We start from the raw sequence: 20,705 nt of genomic DNA on the forward strand, positions 1-20,705 counted from the left end.
TAATCTTGTATTAAAACTTTTAAGAAAAGTTTCTTTTATATATGCTGGTATTTTTTACCAAGTTGAAGTATAATTTACTAGTAATCATCCGATACTGTTATTTTTAAAAGCTCTAACAACAGCTTGAGAATATACTTAGTTTAAAACAAGCTTATTGTATATCATAGAATGATTTAACAGATCTTTAAACTATTATTCTATAACGAGCCAATATCTCGGATTCGAAAAACATTAACCATATCTAATTAAAATAAATGAATCTTACAGTAGCTTCCATTGTGTATAACGAATCTGAAAACTTAGATCGTTTTTTAAGTTCAATTTACCAACTAGCCAATGAAATTATTATTGTTGATAGCTTTTCTACAGATCAAACAAAAAAAATTTGTCTACAATACCCAAATGTCCGTTTTTTTGAAAAAAAATTTGATGGTTATGGCAGCCAAAAAAACCACGCAATTGGTTTGTGTTCCGCAGAATGGATTCTATTTCTCGATGCTGACGAGGTACCTGATGATAAATGTAAAGAGGAGATTATGAACATTGTAACCAATGGTTCCGTATCGCAATATGATGTTTATAATATAAAATTAGATAATATCTTCCTTGGATGCTCTGTCCGCTACGGGGGGTGGGGAGATGTTTATAGAGAACGATTGTTCAGAAAAGGAGCTGGTAAATATTCAAATGATATTGTACATGAAAAATTCATCACGAAAAGTGAGGTAGGAAAACTATCTGGAATAATTAATCATTACACATATAGAAATATTAACCATCACATAGAAAAAATAAACAGGTATTCTCAAATGATGGCAGAAAAAATGGTATTAGATGGCAAAAAGCCCAGTATATTTAAAATTATAGTAAGCCCCCTATATACTTTTATTAAAACTTATTTTCTGAAGTTGGGATTTTTAGATGGTATAATAGGATATTATTGTTCTAAGACCCTGGCTTATTATACTTTTTTGAAATATCTAAAAGTATACGAAAAGTTTAAAAATTAGCTCCATGATTTATTTATTTTTCATATCTATACCAATCTTCATATTTGTTACTTTTCATTTTCGGCTGTATTTACTATTATATCCTAATGAAAGATTGATAGTTCTGATGTATCATAATATACATGAAAATTCTTTTGATGACCTATCAGTCGAGGTAAGTAATCTTGATAAACAATTTAAATATTTAAATAAGAGAAAGTATACTTCTATTTTTTTTAGTGAAATACATCACCCAATTACATCAAAAGTTATTATAACTTTTGATGACGGTTATAAAAATAACTTTGACTACCTACCGGATTTATTAGCTAAGCATAACCTTAAAGCAGTGCTTTTTATATCTACTCATTTTATACAGCATGGATATGATAATAATATAATGATGACATTTGAAGAACTCCGAAGCCTGCCTTCAAATTTATTTGAAATTGGACTTCATAGCCATTCTCATAAAGATTTCAGAACACTTACCATGGAGCAAGCCGAAGATGATTTAAAAATGAATATGAAAATCTTAAATGAGGAGAAAATTAATTACTGTAGTGTTTTTGCTTATCCATATGGAAAATATATAAAAGAAAAAAATCAAAAAGAAATTTTTTTTAATATTCTAAAAAAGCTAGGGATTAATGTTGCGGTAAGAATAGGTAATAAGGTAAACAGTATAAAGACAACTAATCCTTTTGAAGTTTGTCGTATTGATATAAAAGGGCAAGACTCTTTAATAAAATTTAAATTAAAGCTTATCTTGGGGAAACTCAATTTTTTTTAACGCCAATAGTATTACAATAAGCGTTGTGGTTTTTTATAATCAAATGCTTTTTGAATTTCTATTTTATTCTCCTTGCTGGTTATACTTGCTTATCCATTTATACAAAGTAGTTTTTGGAATTCTGTATTCATTTATAATCTGTAATTTTGTTTTATTACCATTTTCAATTTGTTCCAAAACAAAATCTACCACTTCCTTTGTGTAAATATTTTTCCTATAATGTGGTAATGAGGATTTTTTGTTTGAAGTAGTATTATAAGATGCACTGGCCGGAGGAGCATATAAAATAAGGTGTTGAGAATAAACTCTAAAAAAATCATATTCAAGTAAGGTACTCAATCGTAGAATAATTTCGCTGTCCAGAGTCCTTTGGGACTGTATTGATTTCCATTCTAATTCAGTACATTTTAAAAACTTACAAATACGGAATGAATCAAATCCTTTTTCTGTTACACGTGCACGTATTAAGTTTCCGATATGGATATTTTTTAAATCAAGAATCATGAATATTGTATATTTAAATTTATATTTTTGATGAAATTATATGATCAGTTTTAAAGTATCCTTTCAATACTTACACTGCTGTCTGCTGAACCTCCAAAATTGTAACTGCTTATAGACCACGAAGAACCATCCAGAACAAGACGGAATGTAACGTCATTATTAACATCCAGAAATAAGACACCGTCCGTAGAAACAAGATAATTTCCAACATTGATAAAAGGAGATGCAATTCCGGACATGTAAGCCTTTTCTACTCCATTCACCACAACGACAATTGTAATTCTGGCTCCGTTAAAATCAAATCCGGCCGTAAAACCACTGAATAGCACATTAAAATTAACCCTGTATAATCCCTTCTGTCTTATTCTGAATGTTTCAGAATTTCTTACAACAGACAGATAATCAGAAAACTGTGAACTATTTGTAGGAACAGAAAATTTCAGATTGTCCGAACTGCAAAGCTGTAAAAGCTGTCCGAAAAGATCAGACGTAGAAAGGCACGTCATATTTGTACTGTTAATACTCGCCCTTGTCCACGTTGTTGATTTATTTTTAGCGTTAAAAGCCTGCTTCCACTTTGTTCCGTCATAAACTTTGGTAAGACTTTCCGCTTTATTGTACATCAACATCGCTTCCATTGTGGCATCGTCATCGTATTTATCGGGTTGAGCAATGTTGTATTTTGGTAAGACAGTTTCGTTTTCTGCAACGGGAAGAATCAATACTTTTTGTACGGAATTTTGAAGTTCCAGCTGAGTATTCGTACTTGAAAGCGTTGAACCTCCAATCACAACCTGGGAATTTGCCAACATAAATCCCAACATACCTATAAATGCTAAATATTTTTTCATGTGTTTTATTTTTAAGGGATTATCTTAATTTTTGAATATTAACGAAGGTTTCTCTATGATCTGTTGAATTTGAAAAAGTAGAGATCACAGAATCCGTATTTACAGCTGCCTGAAGCCTTATTCTAGAATTTGCAGGTAACGTAACCGAAGCAGAAACACTTGCGCTTTTATTTCCTCCTTGTCCAAGATCAATGAAGATTCCGCCGTAGAGTTTGGTTTCTTCAAATGCCAGTGTAGACCAGGTTGTTCCTCCGTCATAACTTACATCAATACTTACCCAAAAAGTAGCATCCTTACCCAAAGAACCTAGAGAAAAACCTCCAAATCCTGTAACTCCGGAAATATGATACAGTCCGGCTTGCGGTATTTGGATCACATTATCGCTTCCACTTGTCGGCGTTGTTGTATTCAGATTATTGACTAATAATTGAGACCTGTTTGTGGTTGGAGAAAGAGAAATAGTCTGTTTACTGTTACTTCCAAAAAACGCTAAAACACTACACGTGCTTACCGTTATCGGAGTAAACGGCGGAAAAGGATTAGGAACCTGTGCACCTACACAATTCCATGTTTTAGAATTATCTGCCTTTCTTCTCGTTAAAAAAGGATTATACCAACCTCCAAGCTGAAGCGCAGGAATCCAGGTTGTTCCGTCATATTTATAATACTGTTTATCTTCTTTATTGTAAAGAATTGCACCTTCCAGAGGCGCTTCATCATTAAAATAATCTTCCTGAGTATTATTAAATAACGGAAAAGTTGTAATATTTTCAGCACGGGTAAAAATCACCCCTTTTGTGGCATTTTTTATGTCCAGCAAAGCATTTTGATGAGCAGAACCAGCCGTTTTGGAAATCATCACCTGTGCATTGAAAAACGTTGCAGAAAGTAAAGCTACAGCCGATAAGTATATTTTAGGATACATAATTTTAGAATTAATGATTTATAAAACAATTTTTTCGAAAATCAGCTCACCTGATCCATACGTATTGTTGTTCTGAAAGCTGGTCGATGAATTCACCAAAGGTGAAAATCCGGATTGCATAAAACCCTGCAAGCGAAATTTTTCTCCGGCATTTACCTGCAAAACTATCGATCCGTTGAAGACAGGTGAATATCCCAGATTGTCATTATCACTTGTAAAAGATTTGTAATCAATTGTCGAGAATGCTGTAGGCGTTGCAACTGCGGCTTTTTGGAGTCTTAATTGAATCTCATCCGTATTCAGTCCGTTAAAAGTTGCATAAGCTCTGTAAGTAATTCTGTATAAATCTGTTTCGTTTACAGTTACAACATTTGAAGCTAAGGAAAGGTTAATAGAACTTCCCTGAAAATCTACACTTCCGTTGTTGGCAAGCTGTACAATTCCTGAAGCCGTACAACCATACGGTGGAAGAAAACCTCCGTTACAGGAAAGGTTAAGATTAGCCGAACGCGAAAAGTGGGCAAAATACTGTGGTCTAACGTCTACAACATAATTGTAGATACTCGACCAATTGGTGCCGTCGTGCTCATAAATTGTACCATTGTCTTTACTGTAAGTTACTGCCCCTCTGAAATTGTTATCATTATCGGGGTCTGCCGCATTGGTAATTTGTGAAACTACGGGAATCAACACCGCTTTTGACGGTGTGGTAGATTTCACATCCAGAATAGAATTCTGATGCGGTTCGTGATCGGCGGGATTGGGAGCAATAGCTATTTGAGCATGGCATAAAGTTCCCAAAACAAAGAGCGAAATAAAATAGTGTTTTTTCATATTAATTACTGTTTGGTTTACAAGGAACAATTTGTTGAAATTGAATTAAACTCTATTTTTTTTCAGGAACCTAATGTTAGGTTAAATTAGGTGACATTTATATTTTTAGAATATTTTTATGGAATTGATTTGAGGGGATTGAGTCTAATTCGATTTCAACATTTTATTAGTGCAATGATAAGAGCAATAATTCCTTGATCAAAATGTTAGCTGTAAGAGATTCAGAAATTTTAACAAGTAATATCTTTAGAAATAGCTTATCTATAATGAACTTGCCCCTAATTTTGAGATACATTTTTATACTAATTTTTTTAAGCTGAAATCTAAGGTTCATAAGAGTTAATACTTTTTTCTCTATGTAAATTATCTAACCTCGAGCTTTGTTTGATGATACCTAATTTAATGTTTATTAGAGAGAGTCGTTTGCAGAAAGTAAATTTGATTTTGTCTAATCTTTAGATGAGAATGATAAATGTGCCTTAGTAAATTAGCAATTCTATTTTACAATTAATTTTTTTTATAAAAGAAACCATATTATTACTTATAAAAAGCTGCTTATTATATTATACAATTAAATTATGCCTAATCCTTAATAACTTTAAAAATTTTAGCCTCTTTCACTCTGGGTCATGATAAAGTACATGCCATGAGTAGAGCCTGTTCTTTAACTGATTAGTTGTCCGGTATGTTTAAATTTATTTCAGACCTATCACTAAAATTAATAAATAAATATCTTCTTAGGGACGAGCTCAAAAATAGCTTTCAATTTCACTTGCTTCCTTCAAAATTTAATTAAAAATACAGTTGTGTTTTTTATATAAAAATGAGGGATAATTGGTGAGATACATGTTTTTGATATTCTTCACCTTATGATGAAAAAATGATATAAAGCTAACATTATAAATTAAATATTAGAAAAAGCCAATATCATTTGCAAAAAATGTGCAATATATATATCAAAAATGGGCTAGTTTATTTTCCTGACGGTAATATCTGCTAAACTTTCATTAATTGAAAGGGAGATAATCTTCGATTTTGAAAGCATGGTTACAATTATATCTATAAGTACTTTTATCTCAAAAATCGTGACAAGGCTAGCTTATTATTCATTTTTTTTAAGCTGACTGATGTAATAAGAAGGATTTACCCCTGTCTCTTTTTTGAAAATAATAGCAAATACTTCTCTAGAGGAAAATCCTGCTACCGTTGCTAAATGACTGATCTTATATTCTCGATATATAGGTGTTTCGTTTAAAATATCGATTATATACTGAATTCGTAATCCGTTTATATAGTTATTAAAAGTTTTTCCTTTATAATGTTTAATTATCTCTGAGAGGTATCTCGGATTTGTTTGTAAAGAATTTGATAAAGAGCTTAGGCTAATCTCATTTTTTAAAAATTTTTTAGATTTTTCAAATTTATCGAGTTTAACTAATATGGATTGTATAGTGTTTTCAGATATTGTTATTACATTTTGTAGATGTCGAGATGTGTTAGGAACATGTAGAGTTTGAGAAGCGGTAATTTGATTATCAAGAAGACGAATCTCATCCTTGTCCGGTAGTATTTTTACAACGTTTTCATCATTTTTAAATAAATGTTTCTTTTTTCTTCTCCAAAATATTATAGCTAAAAATATTAGAATTAACATTATAAAATTTACGATTAAAATATAGAGTAAATTACTTTTATGTCTATTTTCTTGCTCAGAGAGAAGCCGTTTAATCAGCGCTTCTATCGACTTTTTTCCAGTTTTTTTTAAACTATCGTTAAGATTGATATATTCCTCTGAAAATTCTTTTGATGCAGGAATGTCATTTATTCGCACATATGCTTTAAGTAAGGTTTCTAAAATATCTTTTCTTATGTAAGGTATTGGATAAATTTTTTCTATTTCTTTCGCTTTTTTGGCACATTCGATTGCTTTTTTATATCTTTTCTGAGAAAGATAAAATTTCCCCATTTCACTTAACAAAGTTATTTCCTCGTTTTTTGGAAGACAATGATTTTTGCTACTGTTTTTATATATATTAAGTGATTTGATAAAATATTTTTCGGCGACGATATTATTCTTTTCTGTGGAATATATTACTCCCAAATTCATTTGTTGAAAAGCAATAATTTGGTATTTTTGATTATTATACTTACTCGTATCTGCAACTTTATTTACTTCTGAAACACTTTTTTTTATGTAAAAGCGAGTTGAGTCTTTATACATACCTAAATTTTTATGGTATCTGGCAATGTTACTATAGATTACTGAAGTTTTGAAATATTTAGAATCGTTAGTTTTTATTTTTTTTGCATCGTTAAGTGCCTTATGTAGTTCTAATAAAGAATAAGAATTTAATCCTAATTCTGAATATGACAATCCCTTTAATCTATAACTATCGGCTAATATTTCATAGTCGTTAAAATTTTTGGCTAATTCTAGTGTTTTTTTGCTAAGTTCCAGTACTTTTTTATAATCACCCTTCCAGTAATAAATAGTCATTAATAAATTATTACTGTCCATTTCGCCTTTTTTATATGCCAAAGCAACAGATTTATGATTACTTTTGAGTAATTGGTCTAGTGCCTTTTGACAGTCTGTATTAGCTAATTTTCTTGAAGTCCTGATTGACTCGTTAATTTTCTTTTCTTCGTTTGTTATTTTTTTTTCTTGTGAATATAAATACGTGAAAATTAAAAATGTTAAAAGAAAAATAATCTTTTTTGCTACCATATTGTTCTTGTCTTTGAATCAATTTTTATGCTATTGATTGTTATTTTTAAAAACGTGCGTAATAAATTCAGAAATTATTTGCCTTTTATAAAGATGAAATTTGTGACTGTAGAATTGGTGGTATTATTGAATTAAGGAGGATTATATAGGTGATATTATTTTCATATATCTGTTTGATTTACATAATTTTAAATCTTAATAAAAGAATTGTAGTATTATTATTAATTGAAGTTATTTTAGTTAGCAAATTATCCAATTACTTTATATAGAATTTAAAAGTAATTTGAAAAAAGTTTAATCAATTGTACAGATAAAAACATGCTTGATATTTTTGTTGAGTATAATTAAGTATATAGGCAAGTAGGTGTGAGTACAGCTTTTCTGGCAATACATAAAATATGTATTTAATATTGTCATACCTAAAAACGATGGTTAAAATTTAATAATAATTAAACACAAGATATATGAAAAATAAATTCAACTGTACTTCTTTATTAGTATATATTGATTCTATAAAAGTGAAGTTAAAATTTGAAATAACTAATATAAAATACTGGAATAGCAGTACAATTACTTAAGTATAAGCATACATTTTATCTATAGGAAAATCAATCATGATTAAAAGTACACTTATGAAAGCGTACTGTGCCTTAATTACCAAAATCTGTCATAGGGTACGATCTCCATTAATAAACATAGTATAAATTTATATAGGATCAATTTTAAGGCGCTGATTATATTTTTAGTAATTTACATTTTAACTTGTTATATCAGTTTTCTTATTATTTTGATTGTGTTCCGTTTTATGCATACAATTTAAAATTGAATCTATGTAGATATAATTATATCATAATAAATACTAATCCTTGACAATATTAGTGATAAATAGTAAGAGATAAATTACTTGAATAAGTTAGATTAATTGGACTGGTATTGAAGATTAATCTAAATAGGAAGTTAAGATCCTACATATAGTGATTCTTACCAGATAATGGCTGTTATTTATCACTGTTTAGTGATAAATTTCTATAAAACAAATAAAAATTCTATCATATACTTCATTAGCTCAATGTCCAATTCTAGGCTTAGTTTGAAAAGTCAAGTGAAATTTTGTTCAACCCCAAAGTAATGCTTATTCGATATATTTTAAGCATTACTATATTATTTCCAACACAAAAAAGATGAAATTAAAGTATATTTACACATACATCGTAAGTAAGAGACGGCTGATAAAAGATGAAATCGAATTTGAAAAAAGCTTGTTCTTCGATATTTACACTTTGGTTTTTGTTTTTATTTTATGGTGTAATGCCATATTGAATATGTTTTTTTTATATAAACCTTTTTATGCAGTGGTTTTTATTGTAGTAGGATTTTTTATGCTAAGTACTTTTATATGGCCAAATCCTGTGAGATTCAATAGGCATTTGCTTATATTTTTGTTTTTGTCTTTAGGTGTTGCAATATTTTACTGTGATATTATAACGGGAAAAGAAGCGATGAGTTATTTGTCGTATATATCACTTAGTATAGCAACCGCATTTTTTTTTGACTTTAATAAAGATAAGTATATTATTTTCTTAATTGTTGGCTCCTATGTATCTTTTTTTTTAATTAATATTATCACAGATTACACAGTATTTTTATATTTAAAACAAGACTTTTCTTCGCTTGAACTCTGGTATATTAGCATTTATAAGACGTTTGAGATTACCTTCTGTACATTTGTAGGAATGTATTTTATTCATAGAAAAGAAAAGATGATTATCAAATACTATATTGAAAAAGAAAAATTTAATGTTTATATTAATAAAACAGATAAAATAGAGTATTCTGATGGATTGTATGAATTAGCAATGAGTAAAAATTCACTTTTTATAACTTATTTTAAATCTGAGTTTCCTGATTATTTTAATAATATTTTGCAAACTCATCCTAATCTAATTTCTTCTGAATTAGAAATTTGTGCATTAATAAAAATTAATCTAAGTACAAAAGAAATAGCAATGGCTACTAATACAACAGTTCGTGCTGTTGAAAATAAAAAATACAGAATTCGAAGAAAATTCAATCTGCCATCAGAAGTAGATCTTAATTTGTACATTATAAATAAATTTTAATTGACTACTGGGTAAAATATTAAATTTGGTCTAAATAAGTGATTAAATAATTTTGAACTATCAAAAATATTTTCCTTAGTGCACAGTAACTTAAAGCAATGTAGATTTTAGATTAAAATTAAAAATGAGTTTTGAGTTAATAGTTCGCATGAAATTTCATTTGACCATTTATAAGCTTCATTCTATTTCATAATCAATATTCCTTTTAAATGTACGTCTTCAAACCAACTTAGACATTTTAGTTTAAATCCTTAATGAGGATTTTCGATTTATAAACTTACTAATTTTTGTTGATTATATATTTGTCTTCTTTTTCGGATGGATTCCGCTTTTGTTTGCTTTCTTTTTTCCAAAATCTGTTCTGATCTTCCGAAGTACACATCTGCCGGAGTGAGGTTATTTATCAACTCGTGATAGCGCTTGTTATTGTAGTTTTCTACAAGCTTCTCCAGTGCTTGTATGAGTTCCTCGGGATGATAAAAATGATTTAGTTTCACTAGATTTTTCATCGTTCTGTGATAACGTTCAATCTTGCCCTGGGTCTGTGGATGCATCGGTTTTCCGTGAACTTGTTTCATCTTTAAATCCTCCTTCAGATAGGTTTTCAGCTCATTGGAGACATAGCAGGAACCATTATCTGAGAGCAGTTTTGGTTTGACTTTGGTCTTTAATTTCGCTTTTTTAATGGCTGTATCCACTGTTCGTTTCACATCTTCAGCTTTCATTGAATCGCATAACTCCCAGTGAATGATGTAGCGGCTGTAATCGTCCAAAATCGTGCTTAGATAGTACCATCCCCAGCCAATGATGTTGAAATAGGTAAAATCTGTCTGCCACATTTGATGCACAAATTCGGTTTTGTCTTTGAACTCATTTGCTGCTGAAAGAAGAAAATGATTCGGTGCCGGGATTAAGTCTCTTTGCTTCAAAATACGGTAAACACTAGATTCTGAAATAAAAACACCTTGCTGATCGGTAATTTTGTAGGCTAGTTCCCTTGCAGACAATTCGGTGTGTTCCAAAGCGATTTCTACCACCAAATCTTTCTGTCTTTCAGGAATGCTTTTCCATTGTCTTGTGTTTGTCCTTTTCGTAGTTTCCAAGCCATCATAGCCGTATTCGAGGTAGCTTTGATACCATTTGTAAAAGCTGCTTCTGGCAATTCCAAAACTTTCCAGCGTTTTTTTTACTCCGGCTTCACTTGTAGTCACAGTTTGAATAAGTTCGTATTTCTCGGCGGCTGATAATCTCATATATTTTCTGTATTTATCGATTAATCCAGCCTGTCTAAACTTTTTTTTACAATGTCATAACGAACAACCAGATCAGCCACGATCTCTTTCAAACGTGCGTTTTCCTTCTTCAGATCTGATACTTCATCACTAGTAGCTTCTCGAGCTACATCTCCATTCAGACGCTTCTTTCCTGCTTCCATAAACTCCTTGTTCCAAGCATAGAACTGCGATTGTGCAATGTTATGGTTCCTGCAAAGTTCGGCTACAGAGGTCTCCGCTCGAAGACCTTCCATCACGATTAAAATCTTTTGCTCTGCAGTGAATATTCTGCGGGTGTTCTGCCATATCTTTTACGAATTTCTCTGTCGTTTTCTTTTTCGGTGCTGCCATAATTAAAATTACTCTTTTTATGAAAACACTCCTTAACTTTTTAATATCTAATGTCTACTTTTTTGCTGACGATTTACACTTTTATATAAGATTTTTCGGTCAGGATTCTATATTGCTAATAATAACGAAGAAAATTTTGGGCTGTATAAAGCACTGTCTGTAAAATGATTGTTTGTCCTGGGTTATTTTGAGTTTATTTAATCGAAAGCTTATTTTTTGATAGTAATAGCATCTTGACATTGATTTGCTGTCCTTTAAGCTAAATCTAATGTATAAATGGCAATAGTAGTAACCTACTATTAACAAAATTTGGTATCAATGATCCATATCGCTTTTGTTAAAAAAATAGTAGTAGTTATAACTTATATATCAAAATAATATAAAAATAGGTAATTCTGTAAATAAAAATATTGGAATAGACGGAATATATATAGCACAAAATGACAATAGTTTCATCGAAAATGATTTATTGATTTTATTAAGATCAGTTGCATTAATTTTAAATATAAATTTCGTTGAAAAAATTTTATATGAAAATGTTGTAATTATATGGTTATTAATTAATTGTATATTTATGAGTAGTAGTAAGTACTAAATAGAGTAGAAATAATTGCTTTTTTTTTCACGATTATGAGAAGTAGTGTTTATTATTGTACCGTCTTAGAATACAAAAATATAAATTGTCTTTAAGAAAAAAAACACAAATGTCTTACATTAAAAGTGCTGGGGGAATTCCCCCGGCTCTCTTTGAAAAATTCTCTGAGTTTGTCAAAATACAACCGTAATTAAGCTTTTTTATCGGTAAAAATGAAAGTGTAATCTATATAGAATTCTCTGACATTTTACTGAGAATTTAAATTGAGTAAAGACTTTTGTGAGCTAGAGCGTTAAAATTAAGCGTTAAATTTTAGATCACATATTATTAAAATACAAAAAAATGAAAAAAAACATGTTTTTAGTAACCATTTTGGTTTCTTCCTTAGTATCTGCTCAGGTTGGTGTAAACACTGTTCACCCTAAAGCTACTTTAGATGTTATGAAGGGAATTTCAGCAACACTTCCTGAAGGAATTATTGCACCGAGATTAACAGGGGATGAAATAAAAGAAAGAGATGGACTTTACAATGTAACTCAAAAAGGAGCTATTCTTTATGCTACCTCGGGAGTAGGGGCTGCATCAATAAAAACTGCAGGTATAACGGACGAAGGGTATTATTATTTTGATGGTCTAGCCTGGATGAAAATGGGTAATAATAATGAACCATGGTATAATCAAGCAGATGGAAAGCCTGCGAAAGATAATACTCAAAATATTTACCAAACTGGAAATGTATCAATAGGTTCCCAAATACCCATAATTCCATTTGTATCCAATGGAATTATGATTACTCCTAAACTATCTGTAAAAGGTGATATGGCTGCAACAGGAGCCTTTTACACAACAACAGGTAAATATGCGGATTATGTTTTCGAGGATTATTTTGATGGAAAATCTAAAATAAACGAAGCGTACAAATTTAAATCACTAAAAGAAATCGATGAATATATTAAGAAGAATAGGCATTTGCCTGGTGTCACATCAATTAAAGATGTATTAAAAAGCAATATAGGGTATAGCTATAATTTATCAGAATTATCTATTCAGCAATTAGAAAAGATAGAGGAGTTGTATTTGCATGTGATTAATCAACAGAAACAAATTGAAACTCTGAAAGAACAATTAACAGAAATAGAATTTTTACTACCTAAAAAAAACACCAATTAATTTATTTATAAGTTTTTATGATGAAAAAAAAATATAAAGAAATAAAAAAAAGTACAATAATATTTTGTTGCTTGTTGAATGGAGTATTATTTTCTCAAACGGGTATTAACACTATCAATCCTCTAGGTCCTTTACATATCGATGGTGCAAGAGATAATCAGGCTGTTCCGACTACGACACAAGCAGGCAATGATATTATTGTTACACAATCTGGTTATGTAGGAGTAGGAAGATTAGATCCGATAGTAAAATTAGATATAAGATCTGAAGAATCGCAAAATGCTATAGGATTGGGACAAACGACAATGACAGCCAGTGACGCGGGAGCGGGAGCAATAAGATATGAACCCATTTTAGCGAAAATCCAGGTTTCTGACGGGAATACTTGGACCTCAACACTAGTTAATCCTACAAAAGCTGTTGTCGTAGCGAGGATGATTACACCATTTTCCGTAATTGGAAACTCTGATGTTAATATAACAGGCTGGAATGAAGTAAGGGATCTTTCAAACAGCTTTGATTCATCGACCGGAATTTTTACTGCCCCAAGAACGGGAGTTTATACATTTTTAATGACCTATAACTTTGTTTCGGGTTCTGTGGAAAATTCTTCAATGGTTATCAGTCAATTTTATAGTCCTTCTACAAATGGTATCTTAGCTCGGTCATTTAAAACTTTTGCGCTTAGTAATGAAGATGCTCAAGTTGGAGGCTCTGCAAATATTACCTTGAAGTTATCAATTAACCAAACTGTCAGGCCTCAATTATATCAAAATATTGCAGGTCCTAGTGCAAGAGCTTTACGGGTAAATTCTGATTGGGCAAATCCGGATGCTGGCTTTAATAACCTTACAATAATTGAACACTAAAAATTACCATGCAACATACAATTTTATTTAGACTTATTTTTTTTATCCTCATTATTACTTTTATAAAAATAAATTCACAAACCGGAGTTTTAACCCAAAATCCGTCACATCCTTTACATATAGATGGGGCTAATGATAATAGTAATACACCAACTATATTACAATTATTAAATGATGTTGTTGTGACAAATGACGGTAAATTAGGAATTGGAGTAATAAATCCTAGAACCAAAGTAGATGTTCGTTCTAGCGATCAGAAAGGTATTATAGGATTGGGGACAAATATACAAACAGCATCAGTAGCTGGAATTGGAGCTATAAGATATAGTTCTGGAAATATTATACAGTATTCGGATGGAGTAGGTTGGCATGATTTGCCGATGACACTCCCTCCAAAAGTATTGGTATTGGCTAATAAAAATTCAACTCAATCACTTATTAATAATAATACAATACAAGTCGTTGATTGGAAGGAGGTTATGGATGATCAGTCTAATTTTGATCATATTTCAGGGATTTTTACTGCGCCACGGCCTGGATTTTATATTGTTTCTTTCAATGTTACATTAGCGGTAGCAAATATTGCACAGAATTCTAGAATTGAAACTATTATTGAAAGTAATGAACTTACTGATAATATTACTACCTACAGAAGTGTAAATTCATATCCTGCTTGGAATATTTCTACAGTTAATAATATCGTAGGTGGTAATTGTACAGCTATTTTTAATTTATCTGCTGGAAGTACTATTCAATTTAAGGTCTTTCATAATTTTGGAGGTAATAGGTATACAAGTACTGAAAATAATGGAACCAATAATAGTATTAGCATTTATGAACTATAAAATATGGAAAAAATGAGATTAAAGAAAAATAATATCTGGCTTTTGACATGGACATTGATAGTGTTTCTACCCAATAAGATCTATTCTCAGATGAGCATAGGCAGCCCAAATTCGAATACAGCAAATGCAGTAGAAGTGGACGCAAATGAAAAATTTATCATTGACAAAATTGGTAGAATTGGAGTAGGAGTAGCTGCTCCTAAATTAGCAATTGATCTTAGAAATGGAACTAATGGCTCTATGGCAATAGGAATGACAAATCAGTCAGCTAATGAAGCTGGAGCAGGTGCCATACGATATAATCCAAATCCAGCAATTGGCGTGCAGGGCTTTGTAGAATATTCTGATGGATCTGTTTGGATACCTATTCTTCCATACGGGAAACCACGAATTGTTGTTATGGCAGAAAAAACAAATAATAATTGTACTGTCTTTGAGCAAGGTCTTTGGCCTGTAGGAGACTATACAGACGGAATTCCTGGTAAATCGGCTACATATCTTACTTCTTGGAATGAAAAACTAGATTCAGATTCTGGTCAGCCTAGAAGTAACTTCAATCCTGACACAGGAACTTTTATTGCACCACGATCGGGTGTCTATTTTGCTACTTTTACATTCGCCTTGGCTCCTAATCAAATTAACACAAACTCTGGACAAAATCAGACAGAAGCAATATGGGAAGTTCGAAACGCAGCTGATTCTATAATTCAAAGAGTTAAAACTAACAATGGTTATTCGCAAGAGACTGGTAATTCTCCAAATACCGTTGTTGCAGGGTCTGCATGCACAGTAAGTGTATATTTGAATGCAGGAGATAAATTAAAACCATTTATATGGATAAATGTTGCATGGGATTCAGATAAGCGTTCACTCCTCAATACAGGTGGTTATAATGTTTTGACCATTGTCGAACAATAAAAAAATATTTATCGAAGCAAATTATAATATTAATAGCATTAAGCAAGGTTTTTTATCCTAAGTGATAAAGACCTTAAATATAATTTTAAATTTGTCAATCATTTGAAATATTTTATATTTTTTGCCTTTTAACTAGAAAATATTAATTGAATTATTAATAAGGTACCATTAGCAAAAAATTAAAGGCCTAAAGGTAGCAGAACGAAAAAAGGTTTAATCAAAATATTTTGAAGACTTAGATGGGAATCTTTTTTTCAAATGATTGCGTAACAACTTTTAAAGCTAAGCATAAGAAAGCTATTCCAAATAAGATAATAGTAATTGTGTTAGCTTTTTTAATAAATGTATGATTTTATTTAATTACTAAAATAAATTATTTCAAAGTACTTTGAAATGTGAAGTGAGTTGAAAAAAATACATTTATATTTTATAATTATCTTGAAATTTTCAGAAAAATAATTGGAGTTTTACTCTTGAAGTTCCTTATGAATGGTCAAAAAAACAATATTCTCACATCATCGATTCGTGGACTGACAAGAGCCGTTTTTCTAAGTCAAAACGCACTAAAAAATTCTGATATTTTCGAATAAAATAGTGAGATATTCCGTAAATGTTACATATTCTATTTCTCCCAAATAAAAATAATTACTAATATTGTTTATAAGTTTTTTGAATTTATGGAAAGCAACATTTAGTCAGCATTTTATAATCCCTCCACTATAAATGTTGACTATTGCTTTTCTTTTATATTAATTTAAAGTTGGTTTATCGTATCTTCGCATAAGTATTATGTTGGAATTAACTTCATATATCAATGTTATGTTGAAAGGCTTGAATTTTAAAGAAGGTAAATAATCAACTTTGGAATAGGCAATAAGATAGCCGTTTATTTTCGAAAAGAATCCCAAAAAATTGCAGTAGTCCTTAACCATATAGTCCTTTTTTATTGTAATTAATATTGAACTAAAGGGAATCTGATCATGAAATAAACAAAAGTGAAGGATATACAAAATAGATGTTTATAAGATGGAATGGCGAGAAAATAAGAATATGCATTACTGATACAAATAAATGTTTAATGTAGACAAATGAACCTATATAGTATTAATTTTTAGTTAAAAGATAATTTGTAAGATCAAGCTGAAAAATAAATAGAGAATGGTTAAAAAACTATCTTCATTTATATCAGAAATATTCAAAAAAAAAAAGTTAGATAAAGACGAAATAGAGTATGAAAAAAGTCTATTTTTTGACATCTATACTTTGGTTCTTGTATTTATTCTGGTATGTAATGTTATCCTTAATGTATTTTTTCTCGACGAGCGTATTTATGCAGGAATTTTCTTCGGTATGGGGCTTTTTATGTTATGTACTCTACTATGGCCAGATAAAATTCGGTTTAACAGATATTTATTATTTTTATTGTTTCTTCTTTTAGGAGGGGTGGTTTTCTATTGTGATATTGCAAGCGGCAAAGCTGCTATGAACTACTTGTCTTACATATCTTTAAGCATAGCTATAGCATTTTTTTTTGATTACAATAAAGATAAGTATATCATAATAACCCTGGTAGGGCTGTTTATTTTTTATTTTTTACTAAGTATTATTACTGACTATTCTGTATTTGCATCTATTCACCAGAATCTTTCACCTCAAGAACAATGGTATATAAGGGTATATAAAGCGATGGAAATCTGTTTTTGCACTTTTGTAGGTATGTATTTTATTTATCGAAAAGAGCAAATGATCATAAAATATTATATAGAGAAAGAAAAACTACATGATTTAATAAAAAAAACAGATAGATTAAACTTTTCAGATGGACTATATGAGCTAGCAATGAGTCGAAATTCATTATTTATAACCTATTTCAAATCTGAATTTCCTGTATATTTTGAAAATATTTTAAAAACCTGCCCTAATCTCATTTCTTCAGAACTAGAAATTTGTGCTTTACTAAAACTAAATTTAAGTACAAAAGAAATAGCACAAGCTACAAACACAACTGTACGTGCTGTTGAAAATAAAAAATACAGGATTCGGAAAAAATTTAATTTGCCATCGGACGCTGATCTTAATTTATACATCATACAAGCTTTTTAAAACTAAAGTAATTTGATATAGTGTCGGTTAAAATTAAAAGCTAGTTAGTTAGCTGATGAAGATGTTAGGAGTTGATCCTTTTTTAAATTATTGATAAAATAAGAAGGGCTGACACCGGCTTCCTTCTTAAAAACAACGGCAAAAACTTCTCTCGATGAAAAGCCTGAGACATCGGCTAGATAACTTATTTTATATTCCCTATAAATCGGATTATCACAAAGTATATTTATAATATAGTTGATTCTTAAACTATTAATATAGCTGTTATAACTCTTTTCTTTATATCGTTTGATAATTTCAGATAAGGATCGGGTATTGGTATTTAGATCATTGGCAAGAGAGGTGAGGCTTAGATCTTTTTTTAGGTATTTTTGAGATTTTTCAAACTTATTCAGTTTTATTAGTATAGTTTTAATCGTCTCATCAGTTATATTAATTGTTTTGTCAATACTTACTATATTTTGTTTAGTATTATCTATAACTTCTTTATTTAAATTATCCGTTTTTTTTATATTTTTTATAATTTCCTTATACTTTGCGTGAAGTTTATTCTGATTTTGTTTCCAGAAATAAAAAAAAATTCCTATCAGAAAAAGACTAATGATAAATATAAAAATGAAAATACTGTGGACATTGTTAATATGTACTTTTTGTTGCTTTTCAATAATTTGATTTACGGGAGTATTTATGGTTTTTTTTTCTGCGTTGACAAGACTGTCATTGAGCTTAGTATAAAGGTTCATATACTTTCTTGAACTTTCTTTTTCACCCAATTCTACACAGGATTTAAAAATGACCTCATATATATCCCTGCGAATGTAAGGTATACTTATATGTTTTTCTAAATTTTCTGCCTGTTTAGCATACTTTTTAGACTCATTATATTTTTTTTGATCATAATACAGCCACGCAAATTCATTAAACACTATAATTTCAAGATTCTTGTTAAGATCATCTTTTTGACATATAATAAGTGCCTTTGAAAAAAAAGATTCAGCCTCCTTTATATTTTGCTTTGCATTGCTTGTCTTTCCTAGATTGATATATGTAAGAGCTAGTGTATGATTTTTTTTATTCACAAAATCTTTATTTGAATCTACCTTAATAATAGTTTCAAGACTTTTTTTTTGATAATATACAACAGAATCAACAGGTAAATTTATATGAGCAGAGTGACTAGCTAATCCGATGTATATAAGGGATTTCAAATAATACTTACTATTTTTTGATTTTATCTTATCTGTGATTTTCAATGCTTTACTAAATTCTTTGTAGCTTTCATCATTAAAACCTAATTCAGTATAAGAGGATGCTCTTAATCTATAAGTATTTGCCAATATCTCATTATTTTCTTCTTCTATTGAAAGACCTTCGGTAGCTTTTCCTAATTCTATCACTTTTTTATAATTTCCTAAGTCATAATATTTAGCCATTAAAATATTACCACTTTCTAAAACGCCCTTCGTATAATTGATGTCTTTCGAAAGGCGATATGTATTTTCAGATAGTTCAAGTGATTTTTTGGGGTTAGTTTGCGAAAGTTCTCTCGCTTTTTTAATATCACTATTAATGCTAGTGATTATTTGAGCACTTAAAATGCACGGAAAAATAAAAAATAGCAATAGAATAAATTTCATTTTGAGTTTTTTTGATCATTAAGTTATTTGCAAATTTAAGTGTTCTTTTCCTAATAAATTATCTGTGGCCAATTAAATTATGGCATGTTATCGTTTTTATTTAGCGACTTGAGTACATTTACTACGTAAAAAGGAGTTAATAAAAACCCTATGTTTCGATTATTTTGCTATATCAGTTAGATAAAGCCGTAAGTATATATGAGTGACGATAATTTCGTGTGAGATATTCCGAACTTATAACAAAAAATATTTTTTTTGTTATAAATAAAACTTTAAAATTGCATTTGCATTTAATAGTACCTAAATCATCTAGAGAAGAATAAGAAAATAACTTATGTAGTATATAAATTAAATCTCCTAAAAAAGGAAAGAAACAAATCAAAAATAAAATTTGATAAATGATAATACAAATACATGATGAAAAATAATCCTCCAGATTACAAAAAAATCTACTGTGATCTTATTAGTATAAAATATCCAGAAAAAACCCATCTATTCAAGCATTTGCTTTCAAAAACAAAATTGTCCACACTTGATGTAATGGAATTTAGCACTCTACTTTCAAAAATGGGTACCGAAGATACTCTTAAATTCAATCAACAACATAGATCGTATAATAAATCTGCAATTTATCAGATATTAGAATATCAGAAAATTAATAAGATAAATAATTCTCAATTGGCAGAGCATTTTAATTTAAGTAGGAATACTGTTGCAAAATGGAAAAAAAAATTTATTATAACAGTGTAATTTTAATTGAAGAAAAAAAAATATATTAAATTATATTAAAATTATACCTCATTTAATTATAACTTTTATATTTTCTGTATTTGCTTATATTGTGTATTAAATTATAAATAAATGTTTATTCATGCCGCTTTGGGTCGTGTGTCTTGCAGTTGTATTTTCGGAAAATGTTACATCAATCTTTTTGTAATTCATAATTAATTATTGAATTTTGCATGAAATTATAAAATAGACAGATGTTTTTTTTTATATGGATAATTTGAGGCTAAAGTTTTCAAGTAAAGATATTACCAAAATATGATTCTATATTAACAGGGGTAGTTTAAGTACTTAATAATGTATATGCTATTACATAATACAATGGATAGTAAAGATGGAATTATTATTTCTATTTTGTTTTAAGTATCGTTATTTTCTTCTCTAAGTTATATTTAAAGCACAAGTTGCTATTC

15 protein-coding genes and 1 pseudogene are annotated in these 20,705 nt (G+C 29.7%); 9 read left to right on the top strand and 7 right to left on the bottom strand.

Features of this window, described 5'->3' with window-relative positions; translation table 11 throughout:
• Positions 1-254 precede the first annotated feature (254 nt).
• Positions 255-1,010, top strand: coding sequence for a glycosyltransferase family 2 protein (locus tag EG348_RS13525; protein WP_123983554.1), 756 nt, complete (start codon positions 255-257; stop codon positions 1,008-1,010).
• Between the two features lie 106 nt (positions 1,011-1,116).
• Positions 1,117-1,782, top strand: coding sequence for a polysaccharide deacetylase family protein (locus EG348_RS13530; protein WP_164463296.1), 666 nt, complete (start codon positions 1,117-1,119; stop codon positions 1,780-1,782).
• A 63-nt stretch (positions 1,783-1,845) separates the two neighbouring features.
• On the opposite strand, the gene EG348_RS13535 is transcribed toward EG348_RS13530, so the two are convergent.
• From EG348_RS13535 to EG348_RS13555, 5 genes are all read right to left on the bottom strand, one after another.
• Positions 1,846-2,286 carry a helix-turn-helix domain-containing protein gene (locus EG348_RS13535; RefSeq protein ID WP_123983556.1) on the bottom strand — a complete coding sequence of 147 codons (441 nt, stop codon included), beginning with the start codon at positions 2,284-2,286 and terminating at the stop codon, positions 1,846-1,848.
• 50 nt (positions 2,287-2,336) lie between these two features.
• Positions 2,337-3,137, bottom strand: coding sequence for a hypothetical protein (locus EG348_RS13540; RefSeq protein WP_123983557.1), 801 nt, complete (start codon positions 3,135-3,137; stop codon positions 2,337-2,339).
• A 19-nt stretch (positions 3,138-3,156) separates the two neighbouring features.
• Positions 3,157-4,062, bottom strand: coding sequence for a hypothetical protein (locus EG348_RS13545; RefSeq protein WP_123983558.1), 906 nt, complete (start codon positions 4,060-4,062; stop codon positions 3,157-3,159).
• Between the two features lie 18 nt (positions 4,063-4,080).
• Positions 4,081-4,896, bottom strand: coding sequence for a hypothetical protein (locus tag EG348_RS13550; protein WP_123983559.1), 816 nt, complete (start codon positions 4,894-4,896; stop codon positions 4,081-4,083).
• Positions 4,897-5,998: 1,102 nt separating this feature from the next.
• Complete coding sequence (locus EG348_RS13555) at positions 5,999-7,624, bottom strand: helix-turn-helix domain-containing protein (protein ID WP_123983560.1); 1,626 nt, start codon at positions 7,622-7,624, stop codon at positions 5,999-6,001.
• Between the two features lie 1,181 nt (positions 7,625-8,805).
• On the opposite strand from EG348_RS13555, the gene EG348_RS13560 reads away from it, so the two are divergent.
• Positions 8,806-9,744, top strand: coding sequence for a helix-turn-helix transcriptional regulator (locus EG348_RS13560; RefSeq protein ID WP_123983561.1), 939 nt, complete (start codon positions 8,806-8,808; stop codon positions 9,742-9,744).
• Between the two features lie 269 nt (positions 9,745-10,013).
• Here EG348_RS13560 and EG348_RS13565 read toward each other — a convergent pair.
• Positions 10,014-11,369: pseudogene (locus EG348_RS13565) on the bottom strand (IS3 family transposase).
• 937 nt (positions 11,370-12,306) lie between these two features.
• On the opposite strand from EG348_RS13565, the gene EG348_RS13570 reads away from it, so the two are divergent.
• The 5 genes from EG348_RS13570 (at position 12,307) to EG348_RS13590 (ending at position 17,869) form a co-directional block, all read left to right on the top strand.
• The gene (locus tag EG348_RS13570) at positions 12,307-13,134 is read left to right on the top strand and encodes a hypothetical protein (RefSeq protein ID WP_123983562.1); all 828 of its coding nucleotides are present in this window, start codon (positions 12,307-12,309) and stop codon (positions 13,132-13,134) included.
• Between the two features lie 74 nt (positions 13,135-13,208).
• Entirely contained in the window at positions 13,209-14,003 is a 795-nt protein-coding gene (locus tag EG348_RS13575; protein ID WP_228414741.1) for a hypothetical protein, read from the top strand.
• An 8-nt stretch (positions 14,004-14,011) separates the two neighbouring features.
• Positions 14,012-14,848, top strand: a complete 837-nt coding sequence (locus EG348_RS13580) for a hypothetical protein (RefSeq protein ID WP_123983563.1) — start codon at positions 14,012-14,014, stop codon at positions 14,846-14,848.
• A gap of 90 nt (positions 14,849-14,938) precedes the next feature.
• Positions 14,939-15,766, top strand: a complete 828-nt coding sequence (locus tag EG348_RS13585; RefSeq protein WP_228414742.1) for a hypothetical protein — start codon at positions 14,939-14,941, stop codon at positions 15,764-15,766.
• 1,158 nt (positions 15,767-16,924) lie between these two features.
• A complete protein-coding gene (locus EG348_RS13590) occupies positions 16,925-17,869 on the top strand; it encodes a helix-turn-helix transcriptional regulator (protein WP_123983564.1) in 945 nt (314 codons plus the stop codon).
• A 44-nt stretch (positions 17,870-17,913) separates the two neighbouring features.
• On the opposite strand, the gene EG348_RS13595 is transcribed toward EG348_RS13590, so the two are convergent.
• A complete protein-coding gene (locus EG348_RS13595) occupies positions 17,914-19,506 on the bottom strand; it encodes a helix-turn-helix domain-containing protein (RefSeq protein WP_123983565.1) in 1,593 nt (530 codons plus the stop codon).
• A 414-nt stretch (positions 19,507-19,920) separates the two neighbouring features.
• Here EG348_RS13595 and EG348_RS13600 point away from each other — a divergent pair, with 414 nt between their 5' ends.
• Entirely contained in the window at positions 19,921-20,256 is a 336-nt protein-coding gene (locus tag EG348_RS13600; protein WP_228414743.1) for a helix-turn-helix domain-containing protein, read from the top strand.
• Positions 20,257-20,705: the final 449 nt, after the last annotated feature.

Source organism: Chryseobacterium sp. G0201 (assembly GCF_003815655.1).
Classification (GTDB): domain Bacteria; phylum Bacteroidota; class Bacteroidia; order Flavobacteriales; family Weeksellaceae; genus Chryseobacterium.

What these genes read in the sequence shown, in the direction of transcription:
- EG348_RS13525 (WP_123983554.1), top strand. Translation starts at nt 255, where the DNA reads ATGAATCTTACAGTAGCTTCCATTGTGTATAACGAATCTGAAAACTTA.
- EG348_RS13530 (WP_164463296.1), top strand. Translation starts at nt 1,117, where the DNA reads ATGTATCATAATATACATGAAAATTCTTTTGATGACCTATCAGTCGAG.
- EG348_RS13535 (WP_123983556.1), bottom strand. Translation starts at nt 2,286, where the DNA reads ATGATTCTTGATTTAAAAAATATCCATATCGGAAACTTAATACGTGCA.
- EG348_RS13540 (WP_123983557.1), bottom strand. Translation starts at nt 3,137, where the DNA reads ATGAAAAAATATTTAGCATTTATAGGTATGTTGGGATTTATGTTGGCA.
- EG348_RS13545 (WP_123983558.1), bottom strand. Translation starts at nt 4,062, where the DNA reads ATGTATCCTAAAATATACTTATCGGCTGTAGCTTTACTTTCTGCAACG.
- EG348_RS13550 (WP_123983559.1), bottom strand. Translation starts at nt 4,896, where the DNA reads ATGAAAAAACACTATTTTATTTCGCTCTTTGTTTTGGGAACTTTATGC.
- EG348_RS13555 (WP_123983560.1), bottom strand. Translation starts at nt 7,624, where the DNA reads ATGGTAGCAAAAAAGATTATTTTTCTTTTAACATTTTTAATTTTCACG.
- EG348_RS13560 (WP_123983561.1), top strand. Translation starts at nt 8,806, where the DNA reads ATGAAATTAAAGTATATTTACACATACATCGTAAGTAAGAGACGGCTG.
- EG348_RS13570 (WP_123983562.1), top strand. Translation starts at nt 12,307, where the DNA reads ATGAAAAAAAACATGTTTTTAGTAACCATTTTGGTTTCTTCCTTAGTA.
- EG348_RS13580 (WP_123983563.1), top strand. Translation starts at nt 14,012, where the DNA reads ATGCAACATACAATTTTATTTAGACTTATTTTTTTTATCCTCATTATT.
- EG348_RS13585 (WP_228414742.1), top strand. Translation starts at nt 14,939, where the DNA reads ATGAGCATAGGCAGCCCAAATTCGAATACAGCAAATGCAGTAGAAGTG.
- EG348_RS13590 (WP_123983564.1), top strand. Translation starts at nt 16,925, where the DNA reads ATGGTTAAAAAACTATCTTCATTTATATCAGAAATATTCAAAAAAAAA.
- EG348_RS13595 (WP_123983565.1), bottom strand. Translation starts at nt 19,506, where the DNA reads ATGAAATTTATTCTATTGCTATTTTTTATTTTTCCGTGCATTTTAAGT.
- EG348_RS13600 (WP_228414743.1), top strand. Translation starts at nt 19,921, where the DNA reads ATGATGAAAAATAATCCTCCAGATTACAAAAAAATCTACTGTGATCTT.